Annotated in this window: 19 protein-coding genes, 1 tRNA gene, 1 other RNA gene and 1 pseudogene; 3 read left to right on the plus strand and 19 right to left on the minus strand. The window is 36.0% G+C overall.

Annotation, left to right across the window (positions count from 1 at the left end):
• Positions 1 to 36: 36 nt before the first annotated feature.
• The 17 genes from AC806_RS08900 to AC806_RS08980 form a co-directional block, all read right to left on the minus strand.
• The gene (locus AC806_RS08900; protein ID WP_014124055.1) at positions 37 to 1,095 is read right to left on the minus strand and encodes an RnfABCDGE type electron transport complex subunit D; all 1,059 of its coding nucleotides are present in this window, start codon (positions 1,093 to 1,095) and stop codon (positions 37 to 39) included.
• 4 nt (positions 1,096 to 1,099) lie between these two features.
• Positions 1,100 to 2,428: an electron transport complex subunit RsxC gene (gene rsxC / locus AC806_RS08905; protein ID WP_069029159.1), complete on the minus strand. Its 1,329-nt coding sequence runs from the start codon at positions 2,426 to 2,428 to the stop codon at positions 1,100 to 1,102.
• Between the two features lie 370 nt (positions 2,429 to 2,798).
• Positions 2,799 to 3,365 (minus strand): elongation factor P, encoded by a 567-nt coding sequence (gene efp / locus AC806_RS08910; protein ID WP_061840302.1) that lies wholly within the window; start codon positions 3,363 to 3,365, stop codon positions 2,799 to 2,801.
• 82 nt (positions 3,366 to 3,447) lie between these two features.
• Complete coding sequence (locus tag AC806_RS08915; RefSeq protein WP_069029160.1) at positions 3,448 to 5,271, minus strand: LTA synthase family protein; 1,824 nt, start codon at positions 5,269 to 5,271, stop codon at positions 3,448 to 3,450.
• Between the two features lie 143 nt (positions 5,272 to 5,414).
• Positions 5,415 to 6,431: a lipoate--protein ligase gene (locus tag AC806_RS08920; protein WP_069029161.1), complete on the minus strand. Its 1,017-nt coding sequence runs from the start codon at positions 6,429 to 6,431 to the stop codon at positions 5,415 to 5,417.
• Between the two features lie 191 nt (positions 6,432 to 6,622).
• Positions 6,623 to 7,270 carry a TIGR01906 family membrane protein gene (locus tag AC806_RS08925; RefSeq protein ID WP_069029162.1) on the minus strand — a complete coding sequence of 216 codons (648 nt, stop codon included), beginning with the start codon at positions 7,268 to 7,270 and terminating at the stop codon, positions 6,623 to 6,625.
• Positions 7,267 to 8,037, minus strand: coding sequence for a TIGR01457 family HAD-type hydrolase (locus tag AC806_RS08930; RefSeq protein ID WP_069029163.1), 771 nt, complete (start codon positions 8,035 to 8,037; stop codon positions 7,267 to 7,269). The genes AC806_RS08925 and AC806_RS08930 overlap by 4 nt, the downstream gene beginning before the upstream one ends.
• Before the next feature lie 2 nt (positions 8,038 to 8,039).
• The gene (locus tag AC806_RS08935) at positions 8,040 to 8,651 is read right to left on the minus strand and encodes a YutD family protein (protein ID WP_061840298.1); all 612 of its coding nucleotides are present in this window, start codon (positions 8,649 to 8,651) and stop codon (positions 8,040 to 8,042) included.
• A gap of 27 nt (positions 8,652 to 8,678) precedes the next feature.
• The gene (locus tag AC806_RS08940) at positions 8,679 to 10,061 is read right to left on the minus strand and encodes a bifunctional metallophosphatase/5'-nucleotidase (RefSeq protein ID WP_061840297.1); all 1,383 of its coding nucleotides are present in this window, start codon (positions 10,059 to 10,061) and stop codon (positions 8,679 to 8,681) included.
• A 117-nt stretch (positions 10,062 to 10,178) separates the two neighbouring features.
• A tRNA-Pro gene (locus AC806_RS08945) sits at positions 10,179 to 10,252 on the minus strand.
• 119 nt (positions 10,253 to 10,371) lie between these two features.
• Positions 10,372 to 10,471, minus strand: an RNA gene (ffs, locus tag AC806_RS08950) — signal recognition particle sRNA small type.
• 33 nt (positions 10,472 to 10,504) lie between these two features.
• On the minus strand, positions 10,505 to 11,014 hold the full coding sequence (gene tadA / locus AC806_RS08955) for a tRNA adenosine(34) deaminase TadA (protein WP_014124046.1): 510 nt from the start codon (positions 11,012 to 11,014) through the stop codon (positions 10,505 to 10,507).
• A 64-nt stretch (positions 11,015 to 11,078) separates the two neighbouring features.
• Positions 11,079 to 11,414 (minus strand): hypothetical protein, encoded by a 336-nt coding sequence (locus AC806_RS08960; protein ID WP_014124045.1) that lies wholly within the window; start codon positions 11,412 to 11,414, stop codon positions 11,079 to 11,081.
• A gap of 83 nt (positions 11,415 to 11,497) precedes the next feature.
• A complete protein-coding gene (locus AC806_RS08965; protein WP_014124044.1) occupies positions 11,498 to 12,205 on the minus strand; it encodes a zinc metallopeptidase in 708 nt (235 codons plus the stop codon).
• An 85-nt stretch (positions 12,206 to 12,290) separates the two neighbouring features.
• The gene (gene dapF / locus AC806_RS08970; RefSeq protein ID WP_069029164.1) at positions 12,291 to 13,115 is read right to left on the minus strand and encodes a diaminopimelate epimerase; all 825 of its coding nucleotides are present in this window, start codon (positions 13,113 to 13,115) and stop codon (positions 12,291 to 12,293) included.
• 9 nt (positions 13,116 to 13,124) lie between these two features.
• Positions 13,125 to 14,423: a diaminopimelate decarboxylase gene (gene lysA, locus AC806_RS08975; protein WP_069029165.1), complete on the minus strand. Its 1,299-nt coding sequence runs from the start codon at positions 14,421 to 14,423 to the stop codon at positions 13,125 to 13,127.
• Entirely contained in the window at positions 14,416 to 15,588 is a 1,173-nt protein-coding gene (locus AC806_RS08980; protein ID WP_069029166.1) for a M20 metallopeptidase family protein, read from the minus strand. The genes lysA and AC806_RS08980 overlap by 8 nt, the downstream gene beginning before the upstream one ends.
• Before the next feature lie 154 nt (positions 15,589 to 15,742).
• Between AC806_RS08980 and dapA the strand changes: the two are divergent.
• The 3 genes and pseudogenes from dapA (at position 15,743) to dapD (ending at position 18,101) form a co-directional block, all read left to right on the plus strand.
• A pseudogene (gene dapA, locus AC806_RS08985) lies at positions 15,743 to 16,625 on the plus strand (4-hydroxy-tetrahydrodipicolinate synthase).
• 12 nt (positions 16,626 to 16,637) lie between these two features.
• Complete coding sequence (gene dapB, locus AC806_RS08990) at positions 16,638 to 17,387, plus strand: 4-hydroxy-tetrahydrodipicolinate reductase (protein ID WP_014124039.1); 750 nt, start codon at positions 16,638 to 16,640, stop codon at positions 17,385 to 17,387.
• A 12-nt stretch (positions 17,388 to 17,399) separates the two neighbouring features.
• Positions 17,400 to 18,101 (plus strand): 2,3,4,5-tetrahydropyridine-2,6-dicarboxylate N-acetyltransferase, encoded by a 702-nt coding sequence (gene dapD, locus AC806_RS08995; protein WP_014124038.1) that lies wholly within the window; start codon positions 17,400 to 17,402, stop codon positions 18,099 to 18,101.
• A 45-nt stretch (positions 18,102 to 18,146) separates the two neighbouring features.
• On the opposite strand, the gene AC806_RS12175 is transcribed toward dapD, so the two are convergent.
• Both AC806_RS12175 and spxB read right to left on the minus strand, forming a co-directional pair.
• Positions 18,147 to 18,281 (minus strand): hypothetical protein, encoded by a 135-nt coding sequence (locus AC806_RS12175; protein ID WP_256729053.1) that lies wholly within the window; start codon positions 18,279 to 18,281, stop codon positions 18,147 to 18,149.
• Positions 18,282 to 18,802: 521 nt separating this feature from the next.
• Positions 18,803 to 20,584 (minus strand): pyruvate oxidase, encoded by a 1,782-nt coding sequence (spxB, locus tag AC806_RS09000; protein ID WP_069029167.1) that lies wholly within the window; start codon positions 20,582 to 20,584, stop codon positions 18,803 to 18,805.
• Between the last annotated feature and the right edge of the window lie 199 nt (positions 20,585 to 20,783).

The raw sequence follows: 20,783 nt of genomic DNA on the forward strand, positions 1-20,783 counted from the left end.
TTATCTTTTGAAAAAGACCGCTTGTACGCAGTTTTTTTACAATTGATTTGGGTTTTGGCGATCGAATTTTACCTGCGGACGTTTATGATGCCCATAAATTCTCTGCATTAGCTTTTGATCGATAAAAGGTGCACAGATATTCATAATAATGATGGCAATACCAAATCCTCCAGGAAAATCAAAGATCATTCGTATCAGAGCAGTTAAAACGCCGCCGCCCACTGCAAATATCGTTTTTCCAGCTGGAGTTAAAGCACCTGAACTATAATCAGTCGCCATGTAAGTTGCGCCGAAAAAAAGTGTTCCTGTTAAAGCATGCGTCAGCATAAATTCTAAATTAAAATTTCCCCAAAAACACATGACCAGAACTGTTGAACCGATAAATAAAATAGGAATCTTGGGATTGATAATACGTCGAAAAATTAAGAATAACATTCCGATAACAATCGCTAATTTCGATGTTTCTCCAATATTGCCCCCTAAATCGAGCCCCAAAAATAGTTCACCTAAATCAGGCACTTTAGCGGAAACTCTTTGCGCCCCATGACCAACAAATTCTAAAGGCGTAGAAGAAGAGACCGCATCCACTCCACCGTAGGGACCTCCAAAAAAACCGGTAGGCAAAACCCAATCTGTGAAAAAAGGCGTAAAGAAAATTTTGGCGCATACACGTGCTGTCACCGCAGGATTTAAATAATTTCGTCCTATACCTCCTTTTCCTAGACCTAGATTCCATTGTTTAACAACGACAATAGCAAACAATGAGGTGACCGCCACGACCCAAAGTGGTGCTGTAATCGGAAAACTTAATCCAATCAGCGTGCCGGTAACCAAGGCACTACGGTCATGAATCGTTACTTTTTGGTAGGTGATTTTTTGATATAAAAATTCAGAAAAAACTGCAACAATAATAGCAACTGCTAATTGAACAAATACCCACCAGCCAAAGAAATAAACGGCCGCAATAATCGGTGGTACAAGAGCAATCAATACTTCAGTCATTATCCCTTCCACTGTACGTTTTGAGCGAATATGTGGGGAGGGGCCAACCTTCAAATTATTTTCTATTTTTTTCCTGTCAATAGTGTTTTCCATACACTCAACCCTCCTGTTTTGCCTGAATCGCCGCTTTAGCGCCACGGATATTGTCTAATAAGGGGATATTCGACGGACAAATAAATGAGCAGTTTCCACATTCAATACAATCCATCGCTCCTAATTTTTCTGCTTTTTCAATATCGCCTCGTTCAAAGGCTTCCGAAATCAAAATAGGCTGTAAACTCACTGGACAAACATGCAGGCATTCCGCACACATGATACAATCCTTTGGTTCTTCAATTTGCGCTTGTTTACGCGTCAATACAGAGACTGCTGTCATTCCTTTACTCACCGAAACACTCAAATCGTTAATCGCTTTTCCCATCATCGGACCACCAGATAAAATCTTACCTGGTATCGCTGAAAAACCTTCACAATCTTCGATCACTGACTCCACTGGTGTTCCGATTCTTACTTTCAAATTTTGCGGGTTTTTTACAGGCGAGCCGGAAACAAAAATTACACGTTCAATCAAAGGTTCTCCAAGCTCACAAGCATGGTAAACTGCCCTGGCGCTGGAAACATTTAGTAACACGACATGTACGTCTGCTGGTAATTCACCTGCTTGAATCTCACGTCCTGTTAAGCTCTTAATTAGATTTTTCTCTGAACCTTGAGGATACATTGCTTTTAGTTCTTGTACAGTCACTTTTTCATTACCCGAGGTCGCATCTTCCATCGCTTTTTTTACATCTTTTTTATTATCTTCTATTGCAAGATAAATATTTTTTAAATCAGGATATAAGCTTGAAACGATATCGATACCATTAATAACCTCATTAGTATATTCCAACATTACTCGATGATCAGAGGTAGAATAAGGCTCACACTCGGCACCATTTAAGATAACTGTGTCGAGCTTTTTTTCTTCAGGAGGTGCTAATTTAATTGCTGCAGGAAAAGTAGCACCTCCCATACCAACAATGCCCGCCTTCCTGATAGTATCTATGATTTCTTTGTTTGACATTTCACTTGAGTGACCAGGAGTAATGATAGGATGAGCTTTTGTATACATGTAATCATTTTTTATAATAATGCTTTCAACTTCACTACCACCTGCTTGTAAGCGACTTTCAATCGCCGTAACAATACCCGAAACCGATGAATAAACGTGTGCAGAAACGAAACCGCCCTCTTTTGCAATCATCTGCCCTACTTTTACCTGGTCACCAACTTCAACAATAGGTTCAGCTGGCGCGCCGATATGCATAGACATAGGATAAATCATCATTTTCGGTACTGAAGCTTCTACAATCGGTTTTGTATCCGTGGACCCTTTTTGCTCATTTGGGTGAGCGCCACCTTCTTTATGCATAAACGAAAACCTCATAAATAGCCCCCTTTTTACTAATTAAATCTTCACTAACAATAACAATGTTAACCCTTTCATTTCGTCCAGTTATATCCCTGTTTTTGCCCTATCTTCTCTTAACTACTAAAGAATAACTGAATATCTTATTTAGATTAATTACAGTATACATGATTCAAACTAAAATAAAAAGATATCTACCGTTATCTTTAAATATAATTCAAACAAAATATGAGAAAATAAAGCTAAGAAAATATTAATCCTTAAATGCTTTTTGCAAAAATACTATTTCTCCTAATAAAAAAGTTTCCATGTGTAATAAATGACACATAGAAACTAATCATTTTAAAATATTTTTGATTTAAGAACGCAGTATATGACAATATTAATTTTATTTACCAGCGCGTTTCACATAGGCGCCTTCTTGCGTATTGATTTCTAACATTTCGCCTTCTCCGACAAAATCTGGTACGTTTACGACTAAACCTGTTTCTAAAGTTGCTGGTTTACCTGAACCTGTGACAGTAGCGCCTTTAATCGAAGGTTGAGTTTCTGTTACTCGCAATTCAACCGTTGTAGGAAGTTGAATTCCAATAACCTCACTGCCATAAAATTGAATTTTTACTTCCATATTTTCAATCAAATACTTCATTTCATCTGCAATATTTTCGGTTGGAATTTCGTATTGTTCATAAGAAGTCATATCCATAAAATAAGCCATTTGATCCATTGCATATAAAAATTGCACCGTTCTTGTTTCAATTATTGCTTGATCAAACTTATCTTCCGGACGAAAAGTTGTATCATAAGTGGTGCCATTTCGCACGTCTCTTAACTTCATGCGCATCACTGTATTGCCTTTACCTGGTTTATGATGACTAGCTTCTAGCACTTTAATTAAAGAGCCATCTTTTTGAACAAAAGTCATCCCAGCTTTTAAATCACTTGCTGCAATCATTATTCATTCTCCTTTACTCCTAAGAATTATCCTTTACTATACTAACACAAATAATAAACAATAAGCTAGTTATAGACGAAGTTTACTCACGGTCCTTGTCTTTTTCATCGTCTTGCATTAATTTCTTATTATAAAAGTCTGATTTTTTCATCAGCTCATTTTGGAAAGAATCATAACCAAATTGTTCAATAAGTGTCAGCTGATCGGAAAAAAGATTAACACCTAAGCCTAACCTATCACCAGGTACTTCCACGCCTAAAGCCGATAATGTCGTAGGAAACATATCCACTGCACTAAATTCTCGATTTTTATTACGCACCTTTTGTTTATTGGTGTTTAAAAACAAATTGAATACAGAACGCTGATAATCTGGATCAACAGAATCAAAGAAATCACTATCCATAGTCAAGTGATCCCCTACTAAAACAACCGTTGTATCTTCATAAAAAGGCTGTTTTTTCATCCATTCTAGTAATTGTGCAATTTGTCTGTCTGAATCATGGATTACATTACTATATTGATCTCCAAATAAATCTGGCGTGTCCTCTGTTGCATAACCATCTTCAAAATGCGTATCCACCGTCAACATTGTTAAGTTAAAAGGAGCCTCTTCTTGGGAAAGTTCATTTAATGTTTCTTTGGCATAATCGACCAACTTACGGTCTTCATAACCCCACCATTCATAATAATCTTCCGGCAGACGACCTGTTTCTACAGCCCAATGATAATCACGGATATCATAGCCGCCATGTTGAGTAAAATATTTATCTCTACCCGCAAATTCAGCTTCAGAGCCCATCAATAGCGCTTGATTGTACCCTTGTTCATCCAGAATTTCTCCTAAAGCATATGCCCCTGGGAAATATTCCGCACTATTTTCTTCTGAACTTTCCGAACTATTTAAACTCGTTGAGGGGCGTAGCGGTAACCCTGAAGTCTGAGCTACCATAGAACTAGCCGTTTGATTTGCCCCTGGAATTTGTAACATCCCACCTAGCTTATTCGAATGAGAAAAATTGATTCCCTCATTCTGTGCTAAATCAGCAAAATTCGGTAATAGGTTATGTTCTTGAATGCCACCTAGTTCTTTAGAAAAATAGCTACTTTCCATAGATTCCAAGAAAATATAAACTAAATTTCGTTTTTTCTTAGGAAATTTCAAATCCACTTCTCGCGGATTCACATAATGTTCATCATAAATACTCGTATTTTCAAAATAAAATGCTCTGATATCAGCGTAACCTATCTCTTTTCCACCTAAAAATATCCCAAAAATCAAACCAATCAAACCAAAAAAAATCACTTTTTTCGTTTTAAAATGGGGCTGTCTTTGTAGATAAATGGCACCAAATTTAAAAGAACATGTAGTTGCGAAATAAAGTAGTGTTGCGAGTGGAACTGTAATTAAAAGCGCTTCAAGTAGCGGATCAATCATATAGTTAATAATTTGTCCGGGGTCACTTCCTCTTATAGGCTGTGACATGGTAAATAAAATCTGGTCGAGACTTGTATTATCAATACCTTTCATCGCATACCGACTACTAGAATAAGCAAGAAAACCCGCAAAAATAAGTAGAACCGCTAGAGCGTAAATCAGCCAATTTTTTCTTGAATAACTATATACTTTTTTTAAGTAACCTGACTGAAATAACTTCCAAAAAAGAAGCGTTAGACTAACTGTAATAAGGGCTGTCGACAAGCTGATCCAAGCACTTTTTTCATCATCAAAACGCAATAAAAAATAGGACTGCCAATTAGAAAGATCTATTTTTTGTTGATTATATAAAAATATTGTTATCCCTAAATATAAAAAACTTGTATAATAAATTGCTAACCTACGGCCTAAACTTTTTTTAGGCGTCTGAAGACAAATTAAAAATACAAGTATAAGAAATATGAAAAGCACGCGTAATATCCCCTATCCATCTACCTCATATTTTAAATATTATAACATAATTTAGCATACAAGGTATGAAAGAACAGTGAATCTTAAATGTAAATAAAGTTTAAGACGTGAAAATTTTTCTTATTAAATTACTAGCTCTATCCTTACTTCATAAGTAAGTCTAATAACGCCTGATTAGAAAAATTAAAGATATATTCAGAGACATCTACACCTTCTAAAGCATCCTTGATTGTTTCATATTTATAGGTAACCCCCTGTAGTATTTCTTCTAAACCTTCAATATCTTTTGTACCAAAAAAATCGACAAAAAATTGAATCGCTGATATTTTCCCTTTTTCAGTTGATAAATGAACATCGACAATACCTACATCAGCCAAACGTGTTCTTTGATTAAATTCAAAATTAGGCGCTTGTCCATAAACCCAATCATCATTTGCATAGCGTTTATCTACTAATTTTTGGATTCCTTGACGATCTTCATCTGTCAGCTCTAATTTTTTATCTGAAATCTCCTTTAATGAGTTCACTTGATAAATATGACAGATCAGTTCATCGCGAAAGGCTTCAATCGTGGGAGCTTGAAATTGCGGTGCTAAATAAGGTTTGACATTGGTTACGCTTTTAGGAACAGACTGTGTTGCTTTTGACTCAATTTTCTCTTTAGAAACCGTTAACACTTTATCTAAAACCGTTAAATCAACATCATACATCAAAGTCCCATGCGAATAAGTTCTTCCTTTTTTAGTATACATTGCATTACCAGAAAATTTCTTATCTCCCATGTACAGATCGTTGCGACCTCCAGATGTTGCTTCTTTGGCTCCCATACTTCGTAAAGCTTCTAGAATTGGTGTCGTTACGCCTCGATAATCTCCAAAAGTTGTGTCACCTTTTTTAGTCACGAAACTAAAACTAATATTTCCTAGATCATCATAAACAGCACCACCACCCGAAACTCGACGCGTCAATACAATCTGATGCTGACGTAAATAATTTAAATCGATTTCTTCATAAGCATTTTGATTGCGTCCAATAATAATACATGGATTTTGTATATATAACAGTAACAAAGGTTCTGTTACATCCGCTGTATCCATTAAGTATTCTTCTGTTGCTAAATTACGTCGAATATCATTACTTTCCATTACATGATATCGCATGATCATCCGCCTCTTTCTTTTATACTTTTTTTAATTGTACTTCATTTTCTCTTTTGACTTCAATTTTAACAAGTAAAGCGCTTAAAAAGCTGTACTTATTTTATTATATTACTGTAATACATTAAAAGTAAATAACCTAAACTACATCCGCAATTTTTTTCCATAGTAAAAAAGGAAACAAAATCCATTAGTTAACGGATTCTGTCTCCTTGCACTTCTTTTTTACCAATCATCATCATAATTAAAAAGAGAACTTCGATCAAAATAAAAAAGAAGAAAAAACAATGCATAAAATATTGTTCCGGTAGTACATTGATAATCGGATCTGTTGCCGGGTCAAACATCCAATCGTCATTTGTAAAAAATATCTGGTGAAACATAATGAAAAATCTATCAAAACCAATGACCAGTAAAGATAAAAAAGCGACCGGCGCTGCCATCCCCCATTGAAAAGGACGAATTAAGCGCCAAAAACGTCTCTTTTTTCGCAAGTGGAAACAAAAGAGGATACTGGGAATAAAAGTTACTAAAAAAACGCCATAGTCAAAGAGAAACAATTTTTTCACATCATAAAAGTGGGCTTTGCCGCCTTCAGACATTGTAAAATCTGGTAAATTTAACTCTGTTACCCAAGGACGGTTTAAAAAAGCGATCAGTTGATCATAATTTTCCAATAGTCTTTCCTTGCTTAAATTCACAAAATCTAAAATATTTAAATAATCAATATCTGCTACATAAATAAAACGTGCATTGATCGTCAAAGCTACCGCAAAACTGATAAGTGTCAAAAATAAAGAGCCAATACCTAAACGTTCAAGCCAAATTTGTGATTTTTTCATTGATCAAATTCCCACTCATCTAAATTATTTATCACGTAAGTTGGAGCAACTGCTAATAAAGGCACAGCACTTTTGGGTGTAAAACCCGAAAGAACTAATAATGTATCGATATCATTATTGATACCTGAACGTATGTCTGTTTCATAGTTATCTCCGACCATAAGAACCTCATCTTTAGTTAAAGCAATACGATTTAAGGCTTTTTCCATAATAACAGCTTCTGGCTTGCCAACATAAATAGCTTTTGTTTGCGTTGCTGTTTCTAGCAAGCTTATCAATGCTCCAGCTCCTGGAACTAAACCACGCTCTGTGGGCAAATTTTTATCAGAATTTGTGCCGATAAAGCTGGCACCTTTTTGGATAGCTAAGGTAGCGATAGTAAATTTTTCATATGTTACTTCTGAATCAAGACCGACTACAACATAATCAGGGGTTTCTTCCTCCCAAATAAAACCAGCTTCTAAAATCAAGTCAATAAGGCCAGCTTCACCAATTACATAAACCTTGCGCCCTTTTGCGTCATCTTTCATATAATCAATAGTAGCTAAACTAGCTGTGTAAACAAGATCTTTTTCTACATAAATATCAAATTCATTTGCTAAACGCTTTTGAACTGTAGCGGGACTTTTTGTTGTATTATTCGTTACAAAAAGAAAAGGAATCTTTTTTTCTTGTAAAGATTCAACAAAACGTTTGCCTGCTGGTATTGGCTCTGAACCTAAGTAGATCGTGCCATCCAGATCGATTAAATATCCTTTGTATGCCATCTTCATTGGTCCTCTTTCTTTCGAATAACGAATTCTTTTGTTTCTTTTTGTGTAACCATTTTTGCATCAGAACGTTTTTCTTTTGTCTGTTTTTTCTTAATAACAGGTTTACTTGTCGGCTTTTTTTCTACTTTTGTCTTTTTTTCAGCTACATGCGCCTGTTTGCTTTTCTTGTTATGCGTTTTCTTATGTCGACGATTGGGTTTTGTCTTTGTATGGGGGCGATCAACGCATTCAACAACAAAATAAGCACAACCAAAATTACAATATTCATATAAATAATCTTCTAACATATTAATTTTTTGGTCCGGAGAAGATTTGCGATTCTTCGTGTAAAAAAACCCTTTTAAGCGTAACTGTTCGTAGCCCCAGTCTCCTACAATATAATCGTATTTTGCTAAGATGTCTGTATATCTTTCCCCAAATTTACTCGCATCAAAACCTTCACGATAGTTGGCCACTAACTTATAACGACGATTATCAATGATAAATTCTGATTCACTTATTGGAAGGACTTCTTTGCCTTTTTGTGGTTTTTCTTTTTCGTCATCTTCTACAATTTCTGATAAAACTGCTGTGACTTCTTCTGTGATATTCTCTTTTTCTTTGGTCATTTTTTCACCGCCTAAGCTATATTATACCTATTTTTTTGATGAAAGTGGATATTTTTGCGCGAGATAATTGCCTAGTACTGTACGAATAAACTCGGGAAAAAGAAATTCTACCTTACCTGCAATTTCAATCGTAGGGAAAAAAGGAATAAACATGAAATGATCCACTGTGGTGAAACTATAGGATTTTTCTGGATCAATGTCTTGATTCATCCACTTTACAGAATGATTCATACTGTCATATTGTATCCCTGAATAAACAATCTGACCAAACACTTTACCCCGAAATCCCATACCTCGAATAGGAAAATTACGTAAAAAATGTCGATTTTTCTCCATTTCCAAAACCATCCGAACAAGATCAGAACCTTTTAAAGTAACGCGAATCATATGCATAGGATGAGGTAAAATTTTATGCAAATCATCTTGATTAATAATTCCAGCTGATAAATCATCTAAAAAAAGTCCTGTGTTTAAAATAGCTACTTGCGTCTTTCCTCTTTTTTTCACCGCTTGTAAAGCCTCATCAATTAAAGAATACTCTTGGTTTTCCACACTCAGTTTATCTGGGAGCCAGGCCACTTTCTTTTCTTGTAATAACTTCTTTCCTTTATTGTTATAATTAAAAATTTCCTCTTCGTCTTCAGGATAAGATATCATTTTCTCGGTTGCAAATGTATTTGCACGTAATGTATCTATCCGATGGTTTTCATCTAAGAAAAGACTCACCTCACCAACATATTGGCCAAATCTACCAGCTGCCGCCAGTAAAGTATCGCCCACTTTTTTCCCATTAACAAATAAGTGATGCGTATGAGATCCTATGATGACATCAATAGCTGGCAACTCTTTAGCGATCAATTGATCGTCGTTAACACCTAAATGACTTAGTAACACTAAAACATCAACTTTTTCCTGTAAAAATTGGACAATATTAGGCAAAATATCCGACCAGTTACGTACATCCCAGCCATTTTGCGTATAAGTCAAAGAAAAGGGGGCAGTAGCTCCGATTAATCCCACTTTTGTACCCATTTTCGTTGTCATAATCTTAAATTCATTCGCCCAATCCGCCAACTGCAATGTACTTTTGTCAAAAAGATTATCTAAAATCACAGGAAAGTCCGCTTCACTATATAAATCGTTTAATTCGCTCTTAGAATTTCCTATTCCTTCGTTATTGCCAATTGTAGCTGCATCATAATGCGCTTGGTTCATCAAAGCAACATTTGCTTTGCCATTTGTGGCTTCTGTTAAAGGATGCCAACGATCACAGAAGTCTCCTAAATCAACAGTAATCGCCGTTTCTTCTTCCTCTACTTTTTGACGTTCCTGAAGAAAGCGACGAATTTTCGGCCAATTTTCAAGATGAGAATGTAAATCATTGGTATGTAATATTCGTATTTTTTCCATGATCTCCCTCGTGTTCTAAATAGTGACATTTTAAATGAATCATCTGTTTTTTTGGATGATACAAAAAAACAGGCAGCAAAAATGCTCCTGATTTCGTTTTGGTAACTTCATTAAAAATCGGGAAAACAGGATTTGAACCTGCGACCCCTTACTCCCGAAGCAAGTGCTCTACCAAACTGAGCTATTTCCCGCAAAATATTGATTCACAACTTTATTAACCAAGCTGCTGACAAAAATTTGCAAAGCAAAATCGATAGCACTAAATAACCTAGGACATTTCCTAGGTTTCTTTTTTATATTCGGCTGTGTATCTTTTAAACATTAATCAGACACATGAGAATCGCTGCTTAGTGCTGCTTCCTTCCAGATCTGACACCCTTCACAACGTTCCCATTGTCCTAGCCTTTCGGCACTAATATTATATCGTATTTTTCTTGATGTGACTAGTCCTTTTCTAACATTTCTTTCTTCTTTTGTTTTTTGGCGCGTATATCTTTGAAAAAATCTTTTAATAAAGATGCACAGGGATCCATTAAAACTCCTGATTCTACATAACACCAATGATTAAAACGTGTATCCTCTAATAAATTAATTAAGCTGCCACAAGCACCTGCTTTAGGATCAAAAGCCCCAAAATAAACTTCTTCAATTCGTGACTGTAAAATAGCACCTGCACACATAGGACAAGGTTCTAAGGTCACAAATAACTGCGCATTTTCCAAACGCCAACTATCGATGCTATTGCAAGCTTCTTTAATAGCAGTGACTTCTGCATGACTTAATGCATCCTGGCTTGTCTCACGTTTATTATATCCACGTCCAATAATCTCATCATTTAAAACAACAATCGCACCGATTGGTACTTCAGCCAGAGCTAAAGCTTTGTGCGCTTCTTTAATGGCTTCGTTCATAAAAAAATGCTTTTTTTCTTGTGTTAGAAAAGATTCTTTCAATGAGTTTTCCCTCCAGTTAAATAAAAAATCTGAGCAAATAATCCATTTACTCAGAAGTTTATAATTAACAATTATGTTCGATTAAATCGGCAATTTTATCTTTTACATTTTCAGTAGCATTTTTTACGTTGTCACCATACTCTGCAACCTTATCACGTTTGCTACTAACTTTTTGTGCTACCTTCATGAAGGACTCAATATCTTTGTCCTCTAAATTATCAACAAATTTTAATAAAGTTTCATTGCCTTTAAATTTGTCTTCTACAAAACGTTCAGCCTTTTTACGATTTGCAATATGACGAACTTTAGTAATCACTTTATCTGATACAAATACTGTTGAAGCAATACCAGCCGCAGCTGTTACACTTAAACCTAATGCTAATTTAGTTGTTACTTTCATATTGTTCATCTCCTTTTTCATTTTCCTACAATCCTATAATAACATGATAAAACAAATAAAAACACTCTAAAGGGGGAATTTTTCTAGCGTCTGCGGCCACCGCCGAATAACAAAAACAGACGTAGTAATTGCAACAATACACTGACCGCAGCTGCAACATAGGTTAAAGCAGCAGCGGTTAAGACTTTTCGAGCCTGTGGAACTTCTTCGTTTGTTAATATACCACCCTCTGATAAAATTTGCAAAGCTCGTCTTGAAGCATTAAATTCCACCGGTAAAGTAACGAGTTGGAAAATAAAAGCTAAGGAAAAGGCCAACAAACCAATATTAATAATCATTTGTCCACTCGATCCACTAATCAAAATCCCTACAATTAATAAAGGAATTGATAGATTGGTTCCAAAATTGGCGATTGGAACAATAGCTGTTCTTAATCGTAAAGGAAAATATCCTTGTGCGTCTTGGACAGCATGTCCGCACTCATGGGCGGCTACTCCTATTGCTGCTACAGAAGTCGATTGCGCAGTTGCTTGTGACAAACTCAATGTTTTATTACCCGAATTATAGTTATCAGTCAAATTCCCCGAAATCTGCTGTACACCTACATCATCAATATTTTGATTGCGTAGAATATAACGAGCAGCATCGGTACCAGTCACTTGATGCTTACTATTTACCGCATCATAACGTTCAAAGGTCCGATTGACATATGATGAAGCGATCATCGAAATAATCATACCTATGATGACCAGAATAAAAGTTGGGTCAAAGAAAAATCCCATCGGAAACATTACTTATTCTCTCCTTGTTTTTTCATTTCTTTTTATTATACACTCAGGGATTGAATTTTTTATGAAGAAATACCTGTTATTTTTATTAAATCACAAGATCCTCATCGCAAATGTAACCTTTAGTGACAATATTCGTATCTCCAATCAGATAAAAATGTTGCTTATTTTCTTCTACTTCAAGGACACCGCCTAAAACATGAAGTGTAATGAAATCATTCTTTATCAATTGCTTTTTTTTCAATACATAAGCCGTAGAAACAGCCCCCGTGCCACAGGCTAAAGTAAAATCTTCTACGCCTCTTTCAAAAGTACGTAAAATGACTTCATTATTTTGGTCAAATGCATAAAAGTTTACGTTAGCACCCTTGTCTAATGCATCCCACAAACGTAATTTTTTAGCTAAAGGTTTAATATCTGCTAAGGTAATTTCTTTTAATTGAGGATAATTGATAACCAGATGCGGCACGCCCGGATCACCTAATTCCACATAGTCCACTAAAAAGTCTGTTCCAGGAAATGACAAATCAAAATTTTCGACAGAAGGTTCGTTAATTTGCACTCTATATTGTCGCTTATCCAAACGCCAGCAATCGACATTACCAGCTTTTGTCTCAATAGTCATCTGTTGTTTTGCAATACCTGTTTCATAAGCAAAGCGTGCAATACAACGTACACCATTGCCACACATTTCTGCTTCTGTACCATCCGCATTATAAAACTTCATCCGAAAATCAGCATTAGCTTGCGGAAAATCAAGTGCCATTAAAGCATCGCTACCTACTGAAAAACGCTGACGACACACTTGCTTTGTCAAAGATACCAGTTGTTCATCTGATAACCTTAACTTCATATTATTTATAACAATAAAATCATTTGCAGCTCCCTGCATTTTATAAAAGGGAATTTCCATAAAATTACCTCATTTCAAAGAATCAGGTATGCGTTCGTTCTGGATGATTTGCGCATACGTTTGTCGTTTTACAATTATTTCAGCATGTCCTTTATTGACCAGAACCACAGCTGGTATTGCCAGCTTGTTATAATTATTAGCCATAGCATATCCATAAGCACCTGTAGTAAATGTCGCAAAAATGTCACCTGAGGTAATCGTCGGTACTTCTATGTCTTCAATTAAAATATCCGTACTTTCACACGCTTTTCCTGAAATCGTAACTGTTTCTTCTGGCCTTTGAGATGCTTTATTAGCTACCATTCCTGTATAGCTTGCTTGATATAAACCAGGACGAATATTATCTGTCATTCCCCCATCAATAGCAGCATATTTTCGAATATGAGGCAAGTTTTTAATATTACCAATCGTATGCAGTGAGATCCCTGCTTCAGCTACAATACTACGACCAGGTTCTATAGCAATTGTCGGGCGTTTTAAGTCATTTTTGTGACAAAAATCTTCTGTTAGCTTCATTAACGGATCAAGAAAATAAGCATAGGGCTGTCTTTCATCCTCTTGTGTATAGCGTACGCCAAATCCACCGCCGTAGTTAAGCTCCTTTATTTCATAGTCAAAAGTTTCTTTAATCATTAAAGCCAATTGTAAAGCAACTTCTGCAGCTTTTAAATGAGTGGAATTATCAAAAAGCTGACTACCTATATGAAAATGAATACCATAAAAATTAATTTCAGGGCTTTTAATCGCTTGTTGTAAAACCGGCAACAGTAAATCTTTATCTAAAGGCAAACCAAATTTTGAATCCTTCTGCCCAGTGGAAATAAACTGATGGGTATTTACATCCACTTCCGGTGTAATTCGAAATAAAACATTCGCTTTTTTTTCTTTCTTACGACAAATATCAATAATATGATCTAATTCTTGACGACCATCAACAATAATACGTCCTACTTCATAGTCAATCGCCTGCGCTAATTCTTCATCAGACTTATTGTTCCCATTGAACTCTATACGATCAGCGGGAAACTCAGCACAAATTGCTGTGTATAACTCACCTCCGCTAACTACATCAATACCTAAGCCTTCTTTTTCGATAATTTTCAGCATCGCTAAATGGTTAAAAGCTTTTGATGCATAAGCGACATGGACGTTATCATATTTTTTTATAAATTGTTCCTGTAAAGCGCGACATTCCTTTTCAATCGCTGTTTGTGAGATAACATATAAAGGGGTCCCATAATTTTTTGCTAGCTCAACAGTGTCACAACCATCCCAATACAAATGGTTATCTTTAATTTCTTTAATCATCTGCCGTCTCCTTAGTATTTAATTTTTCAATCAATTGTACGTAACAGTGAATAGCACGCAATAAGTTCTTCTCTTCAAATTGCATTTTTTCACTGTGTAGAGGATAAACATACCCCTTATTCTCATTACGCGTCCCCACAAAAAAGAAGAGGCCAGGGATAACTTGTTGATACATAGAGAAATCTTCGGCCAACATATAAGGCTGACATTCAAAATAATCGTCTCCAGCTACTTTTTCCAAGGCTTTTACCATCTTAGGATCATTATCTACTACCCGATACATATGATTAAAATGGACTTCTGCATGACAACCGTATCCTTGGGCAATAAATTCAGCGGTTTCTTTCACACGCTGTGTCATTATATCATAAGCTTCGTCGCTAAAAGCCCGCATTGTTCCTTCAACTTTTACTTGTCCAGCAATAATATTCATTGCTTGCCCGCCAGTAATTTCGCCAAAAGTTAATACGCCCGTATCTAGTGGACTGATATTGCGCGAAATAATGCTATGCAGGCCCTGAATAATCGCTGAAGTAGCTAGTATCGCGTCATGGCCTTGCTGAGGCTGAGCACCGTGCGCGCTTTTACCGTTAACTTTAATCGTTATTTCTCCATTTCTTGCCATCATTGCATGAGGACGACAAGCAATCGTTCCTTCCGGAAATTCGGGAAAAAGATGAATGCCTATGATTTGATCAATACCAAATTTTTCAATCAATCCTTCATTAAGAAGTAGTTGCGCACCCCCTGGACCTTCTTCAGCCGGTTGAAAAACTAAAACAATCCTACCTTTAACAGCTTCTGGATGTTGACTTAAATATTTGGCAAACCCCAGTAAAGCTGAAGCATGACCATCATGTCCACAAGCGTGCATCTTTCCTTCTGTCTTTGAAGCAAAGCTAACGCCAGTTTCTTCAGTTACTGGTAAAGCATCGATGTCCGAACGAAAAGCTAAAGTTTTTCCCGGCTTTTCTCCATGAAAAACTGCAACCGTCGCCGTTGTCAGCATAGTATAAATGTCCTTAACACCAAATGACTGTAATGTTTCTCGAATGAATTCTGCTGTTTGCTTTTCTTCTAAACCTAATTCAGGAATTTGATGAAGATAACGCCGATAGCTTGTTACATCATCTAATAAATTTTGGATATCTTCTTTTATCTGCATAAAAAACCACTTTCTATTAAAAGTTGTTATCGTTTCACTGAAATCATTGAATTTTGTCCTTATTATATTATATAATTTCAATTAATCAATAGTGAAAAAGTTTAAACAATTTTGAATTTTCATTTATTGAATTACTTGAAGGGAAGTGACGTCATTGTCAGTATTTACAGGTTCCGGTGTTGCATTAGTCACGCCTATGAAAAAAGACGGCTCAGTTGATTATAAAAAATTAGACGAGCTAGTCGAATGGCAAGTTAGCGAGGGAATTAATGCCATCGTCGCTTGTGGAACAACAGGTGAAGCTTCTACATTAGACGATGAAGAACATATCTCAGTCATTAAGGCTGTTGTTAACAAAGTTAATAAAAGAGTTCCTGTTGTCGCTGGAACAGGTTCCAATAACACACAGCATGGAATTCACTTGGCAAAAGAAGCAGAACGTGTAGGAGCTGATGCGCTACTAGTCGTGACTCCTTATTACAATAAAGCAACGAAAAAAAGCATTATCGCTCATTACAAAGCAATTTGTGACACTATTGAACTACCTGTTATTTTATACTCCGTGGCTTCTCGTACTGGAATGAATTTAGACTACAAAACAGTAAAAGAACTAAAACAAATTCCAAATATCGTAGGGATTAAAGAAGCCAGTGCGGATATTGCTCAAATTGTTGAAATAGCACAATTAGTGGATGAAAATTTTGCGCTTTATTCAGGAAATGATGACCAAGTATTACCGCTTCTAGCTGTAGGAGGATCAGGAGTAATCTCCACTATTTCCAACATACTGCCTAAAGAAACGGGCCACAATGGTTCATAATTTCTTAGAGGGTAATATTGCACAAGCTCGTGCTACCCAATTAAAACAACTTCCTTTAATTCAAGCTATTTTTTCAGAAGTTAACCCTGTGCCAATTAAAGCAGCCGTCTCTCTTTTGGAAAAATGCGAATTAAGTTATCGTTTGCCTTTAGCTGAGCCTGAAGAAGAAACCTTAACTAATTTAAAAACGCAAATGACAAAATATGGGCTTTTATAAGGGGGAAACTTAATGTTTAACGTTATTTTAAATGGTTGCTTTGGTCGTATGGGACAAGAATTACAAAATGAAATAAAAGTTCGCGAAGATTTAAGTGTTGTTGCAGGGATTGATAGAAATCAACAAGAAGTGGATTTCCCAGTTTATCAAACACTTGCAGATGTTAAAGAAACAGCCGATTTTGTTATCGACTTTTCTCATGAAAGTAGTGTTCCTGAACTGATTGAACAATGTGTACAAAAAAAACTTCCTGTTGTTATAGCAACGACTGGTCTTTCAGAAAATACCAAACAAAAAATGGAAGAAGCAAGTTACACCATTCCAATTTTTTATTCTGCAAATATGTCTTTAGGGATTAATGTATTAATTGAAGCTTTGCAGAAAATAACACCAGCGTTAGAAGATGACTTCAATATTGAAATTGTCGAAAAGCATCATAATCAAAAAAAAGATGCGCCCAGTGGCACAGCTTTATTGCTTGCTGACAGTATCAACGATGCTTCTCAAGCGAAAAAGGACTATGTATTCGGACGAAGCGGCAAAGAAAATTCTAATCCTATAGATGAAATGGGGATTCATGCAGTACGGGGAGGCACGATTCCAGGAGAACATACTGTCATTTATGCTGGAAATGACGAAGTGATCGAATTTAAACATACTGCTTTGTCCCGCCGTATCTTTGCTAACGGCGCATTAAAAGCTGGTCTATTTTTGAAAGACCAAAGTCCAGGAATGTATTCTATGAGTGACTTATTAAAATAAAAGGGTGATGAAATGTCAGAATTACGTTTTACAGATGCTTATGAAATTGCAAACTTTATTAAAGAAGCTGAAAAAGAAACACCAGTTAAAGCTTATATCAATGGCGACATCTCACAAATGTCTACCAATAACGTTAAAACTTTTGGCAACCTTGTAATCGGTAATGCTGATAATATTCAACAATTTTTATCTGATAATAAAGAAGTAATCAACGATTACTATCTTGAAAACGATCGTAGAAAATCAGCTGTACCCATGCTGGATTTTACGACTGTCGATGCTCGAATCGAACCTGGCGCAATGATACGCGATCAAGTAATCATCGAAAAAAATGCAGTGGTAATGATGGGGGCAGTCATTAATATCGGCGCAGTCGTCGGTGAAGAAACTATGATCGACATGGGCGCTGTTTTAGGAGCACGTGCAACTGTTGGTAAACGCGCACATGTTGGCGCAGGTGCTGTTTTAGCAGGCGTTCTTGAGCCACCTTCTGCTGATCCTGTTGTGATTGAAGACAATGTAGTTATCGGCGCAAATGCTGTGGTTTTAGAAGGCGTACGTGTAGGAAAAGACGCCATTGTAGCTGCAGGTTCAGTCGTAACCAAAGATGTTGAAGCAGGAAGCGTTGTTGGAGGCACTCCTGCAAAAATTTTGAAAACAAAAGACGACCAAACTGCTTCAAAGACGCAACTTTTAGACGAATTACGTAAATAAAAAAAGAGGAAAGCCTTCAGTTTAGAAGCGACTTTCCTTTTTTTTCTAAGCATTTGCTCTTTTTTGTTTAAGGTGCAAATAAAGAACAACTAACGCGCCCATAAATAGTGAAAATAACGGTGCGGAAAAAAACGTCAACAAAGCTAAAATACCAGCAGCAACTTTCGTTTTGGCGTCCATTTTATCTACATTTCCTCCTTGTTAATTTTTAGGGAACTTCTCCCCTTTAATCAATTTTATTTTAACGAGTTTTGCTGACCTATACTGGTTTTCTTTAAATTTCTTAGAGAATTATAATATTAACAGAGCTTTCTTAAGTTAGTTTTAACAATTGAACAGAAAAGCTTAAACATACATGATTTGATATACTAAATTTACTTATTTCTAGAGACTTTCCTTATCCAACTCTAGTTCCTCTTATTTCTTGACCTACTTTGCTTATCTAACTCTAGTTTTCTTGATTTCTCGACCTACTTTGCTTTATCTAACTCTAGTTTTCTTGATTTCTCGATCTACTTTCCTTATCTAACTCTAGTTTTGCTAATTTCTAGAGCTGCTTTATCAAAGTAACCCTAGTTTTATTATGATTTCTATAATAAGCCAAAAAAGCGACCGCAGAATGAATACATCATTTGCGATCGCTTCTTTACTTAAGACAGTTCCTATTATTAAGAACTATCCTTTTTTCTAACTAATCTATATTAGCGTTTGTGTTGGTCAACTTCCAAACCATGTTCTTCCAAATAATGACTGAATGGTTGTAGTTCTTCAGCTTCATAGCGTGATTTGAATTCATCTACTTCATTTTTTGAGAAGAAGTAAGGATCTAATTTCAATGATTCTACTGGAAGAGGACGTTCTTCAGTAATTTTAGCATCGATTAATACCACACGTCCTGCTTCTTCATCAGCTTTTGCTTTTGCGAAAACATCAGCTAATTGTGAAATTTCAGTCACTGTATAACCTACTGCTCCTTGTGCTTTAGCAATTGCAGCAAAGTCTACGTCGTTAATATCAACGCCATAATAATTATCGTTTGTATCTTCTTGTTCATCACGAATAAAACCAAAACGTTCGTTAGTAAATATTACATGAATAGAAGGCAAATTGTATCTTACAGCTGTCACAACATCTTGCATAGCCATAGCAAAGCCACCATCACCTGATAGGTTCCAAACTTGGCGTTCAGGTTGATCTAATTTAGCGGCTAAAGCTCCTGGTAGACCATTACCCATTGTGGCAAATACTTCAGAAGTGCGCCATAAGTTTTTCGGTGTCATGTGTAAGTGACGGATAGAAGTTTGTGTAGTATTCCCTACATCAATAGAATAAGCAGCATTCTCTTTTGATATATCGTTAATTGCTTTAAATACTTGATAAAGTTGTAGAGGACCAGATGTCTTATTTTCTAATTTTTGCATATAAGCTTTCCAGTTTGCAGCATTATCAATATTTGCTTGATACCAACCATTGTCTTCTTTTTCGTCAATCTTATCAGTAATTGCACGAATAGCAGTAGCAGCATCACCAAGGATTGCAACATCAGCAAAATGACGCTTCCCTAATTTTTGTTGATCAATATCAATTTGGATAAATTTATCAACATGATCAAATTTACCTGTTACTTCAGCAAATGGGAAGTTACTACCTGCAAATAAAACTGCATCTGCTTCTTCAAATGCTTCGTTCGCTGGTTTCCAACCTACACGGTGAGCAGAACCCAAAAGAGCATCAAATTCATAGTCATAGTCATCAAAGTTTATCCCTGTAATAGCGACAGGTGCTTTAATTTTACGGCTTAATGCGATAACATCATCTGAATGACCACGCGTACCTTTTCCAGCATAAATTACTGGACGTTTAGCATTAGACAAAGCTTCGACTGCTGCATCGATATCTGCTTCATTTAATCCAAGTTCAGGGAAATCGCGATAATCTTCAGCAGACGAATAACGAGTTGCTGTATCTAATTGTTCCCAACCGAAGTCAACTGGAACTTCAACAGCAGCTACGCCATTATTTGCAATTGCTGCACGAATACCTTCATCAAGAACTTTAGGCAATTGTTCAGGGTAAGCTACCCGACGGTTATATACCGCTACATCATTAAATAATGGATTTTGGTTCATTTCTTGGAAAGCGTCCATATTAGCTTCTCTAAGTGCACGTTGACCCAAAATAGCTAATACTGGAACGTTATCAAATTTTGCGTCATACAAACCATTATATAAATGAGTTGCGCCAGGTCCGGCAGAACCAAGACAAACACCTAATTTGTTGTTGAATTTGGCATACATAGCTGCCCCTTGTGCTCCTGTTTCTTCATGGCGAACTTGAATAAAGTTAATATTTTCTTGTTCTTTTTCAAAAGCATCCATCAAAGAATTCAATGAGCCAGCTGGGATGCCAAAAACGTCTTGCACGCCCCACTCTTCTAGTACTTTGAGTCCTGCAACCCACCCATCTATTTTTTGATCAGTCATAATACTTGTTAATCTCCTTTCAATTATCGTAATTCCATTCTCTATAATAATATGTACAAAATAATAATGCAAAGAAATTGTTTAAAAAGTATGTGAAATATAAAAGAGGAGAATTAAAAAAATAAAGGGACTTTTTTTTTATTATCTATTGAATCATTGAACAAGTAATGAAAAAGAAAAACACTGTTTGTTCATAAAT

The sequence above is a fragment of the Tetragenococcus halophilus genome (assembly GCF_001712815.1).
In the GTDB taxonomy this organism is placed as follows: Bacteria; Bacillota; Bacilli; order Lactobacillales; family Enterococcaceae; genus Tetragenococcus; species Tetragenococcus halophilus.

Excerpts from the sequence above, each read along its gene's own strand:
- AC806_RS08900 (WP_014124055.1), bottom strand. The coding sequence starts at position 1,095 with ATGGAAAACACTATTGACAGGAAAAAAATAGAAAATAATTTGAAGGTT.
- rsxC (WP_069029159.1), bottom strand. The coding sequence starts at position 2,428 with ATGAGGTTTTCGTTTATGCATAAAGAAGGTGGCGCTCACCCAAATGAG.
- efp (WP_061840302.1), bottom strand. The coding sequence starts at position 3,365 with ATGATTGCAGCAAGTGATTTAAAAGCTGGGATGACTTTTGTTCAAAAA.
- AC806_RS08920 (WP_069029161.1), bottom strand. The coding sequence starts at position 6,431 with ATGCGATATCATGTAATGGAAAGTAATGATATTCGACGTAATTTAGCA.
- AC806_RS08925 (WP_069029162.1), bottom strand. The coding sequence starts at position 7,270 with ATGAAAAAATCACAAATTTGGCTTGAACGTTTAGGTATTGGCTCTTTA.
- AC806_RS08930 (WP_069029163.1), bottom strand. The coding sequence starts at position 8,037 with ATGGCATACAAAGGATATTTAATCGATCTGGATGGCACGATCTACTTA.
- AC806_RS08935 (WP_061840298.1), bottom strand. The coding sequence starts at position 8,651 with ATGACCAAAGAAAAAGAGAATATCACAGAAGAAGTCACAGCAGTTTTA.
- AC806_RS08940 (WP_061840297.1), bottom strand. The coding sequence starts at position 10,061 with ATGGAAAAAATACGAATATTACATACCAATGATTTACATTCTCATCTT.
- AC806_RS08960 (WP_014124045.1), bottom strand. The coding sequence starts at position 11,414 with ATGAAAGTAACAACTAAATTAGCATTAGGTTTAAGTGTAACAGCTGCG.
- AC806_RS08965 (WP_014124044.1), bottom strand. The coding sequence starts at position 12,205 with ATGTTTCCGATGGGATTTTTCTTTGACCCAACTTTTATTCTGGTCATC.
- dapF (WP_069029164.1), bottom strand. The coding sequence starts at position 13,115 with ATGGAAATTCCCTTTTATAAAATGCAGGGAGCTGCAAATGATTTTATT.
- lysA (WP_069029165.1), bottom strand. The coding sequence starts at position 14,423 with ATGATTAAAGAAATTAAAGATAACCATTTGTATTGGGATGGTTGTGAC.
- AC806_RS08980 (WP_069029166.1), bottom strand. The coding sequence starts at position 15,588 with ATGCAGATAAAAGAAGATATCCAAAATTTATTAGATGATGTAACAAGC.
- dapB (WP_014124039.1), top strand. The coding sequence starts at position 16,638 with ATGTTTAACGTTATTTTAAATGGTTGCTTTGGTCGTATGGGACAAGAA.
- dapD (WP_014124038.1), top strand. The coding sequence starts at position 17,400 with ATGTCAGAATTACGTTTTACAGATGCTTATGAAATTGCAAACTTTATT.
- AC806_RS12175 (WP_256729053.1), bottom strand. The coding sequence starts at position 18,281 with ATGGACGCCAAAACGAAAGTTGCTGCTGGTATTTTAGCTTTGTTGACG.
- spxB (WP_069029167.1), bottom strand. The coding sequence starts at position 20,584 with ATGACTGATCAAAAAATAGATGGGTGGGTTGCAGGACTCAAAGTACTA.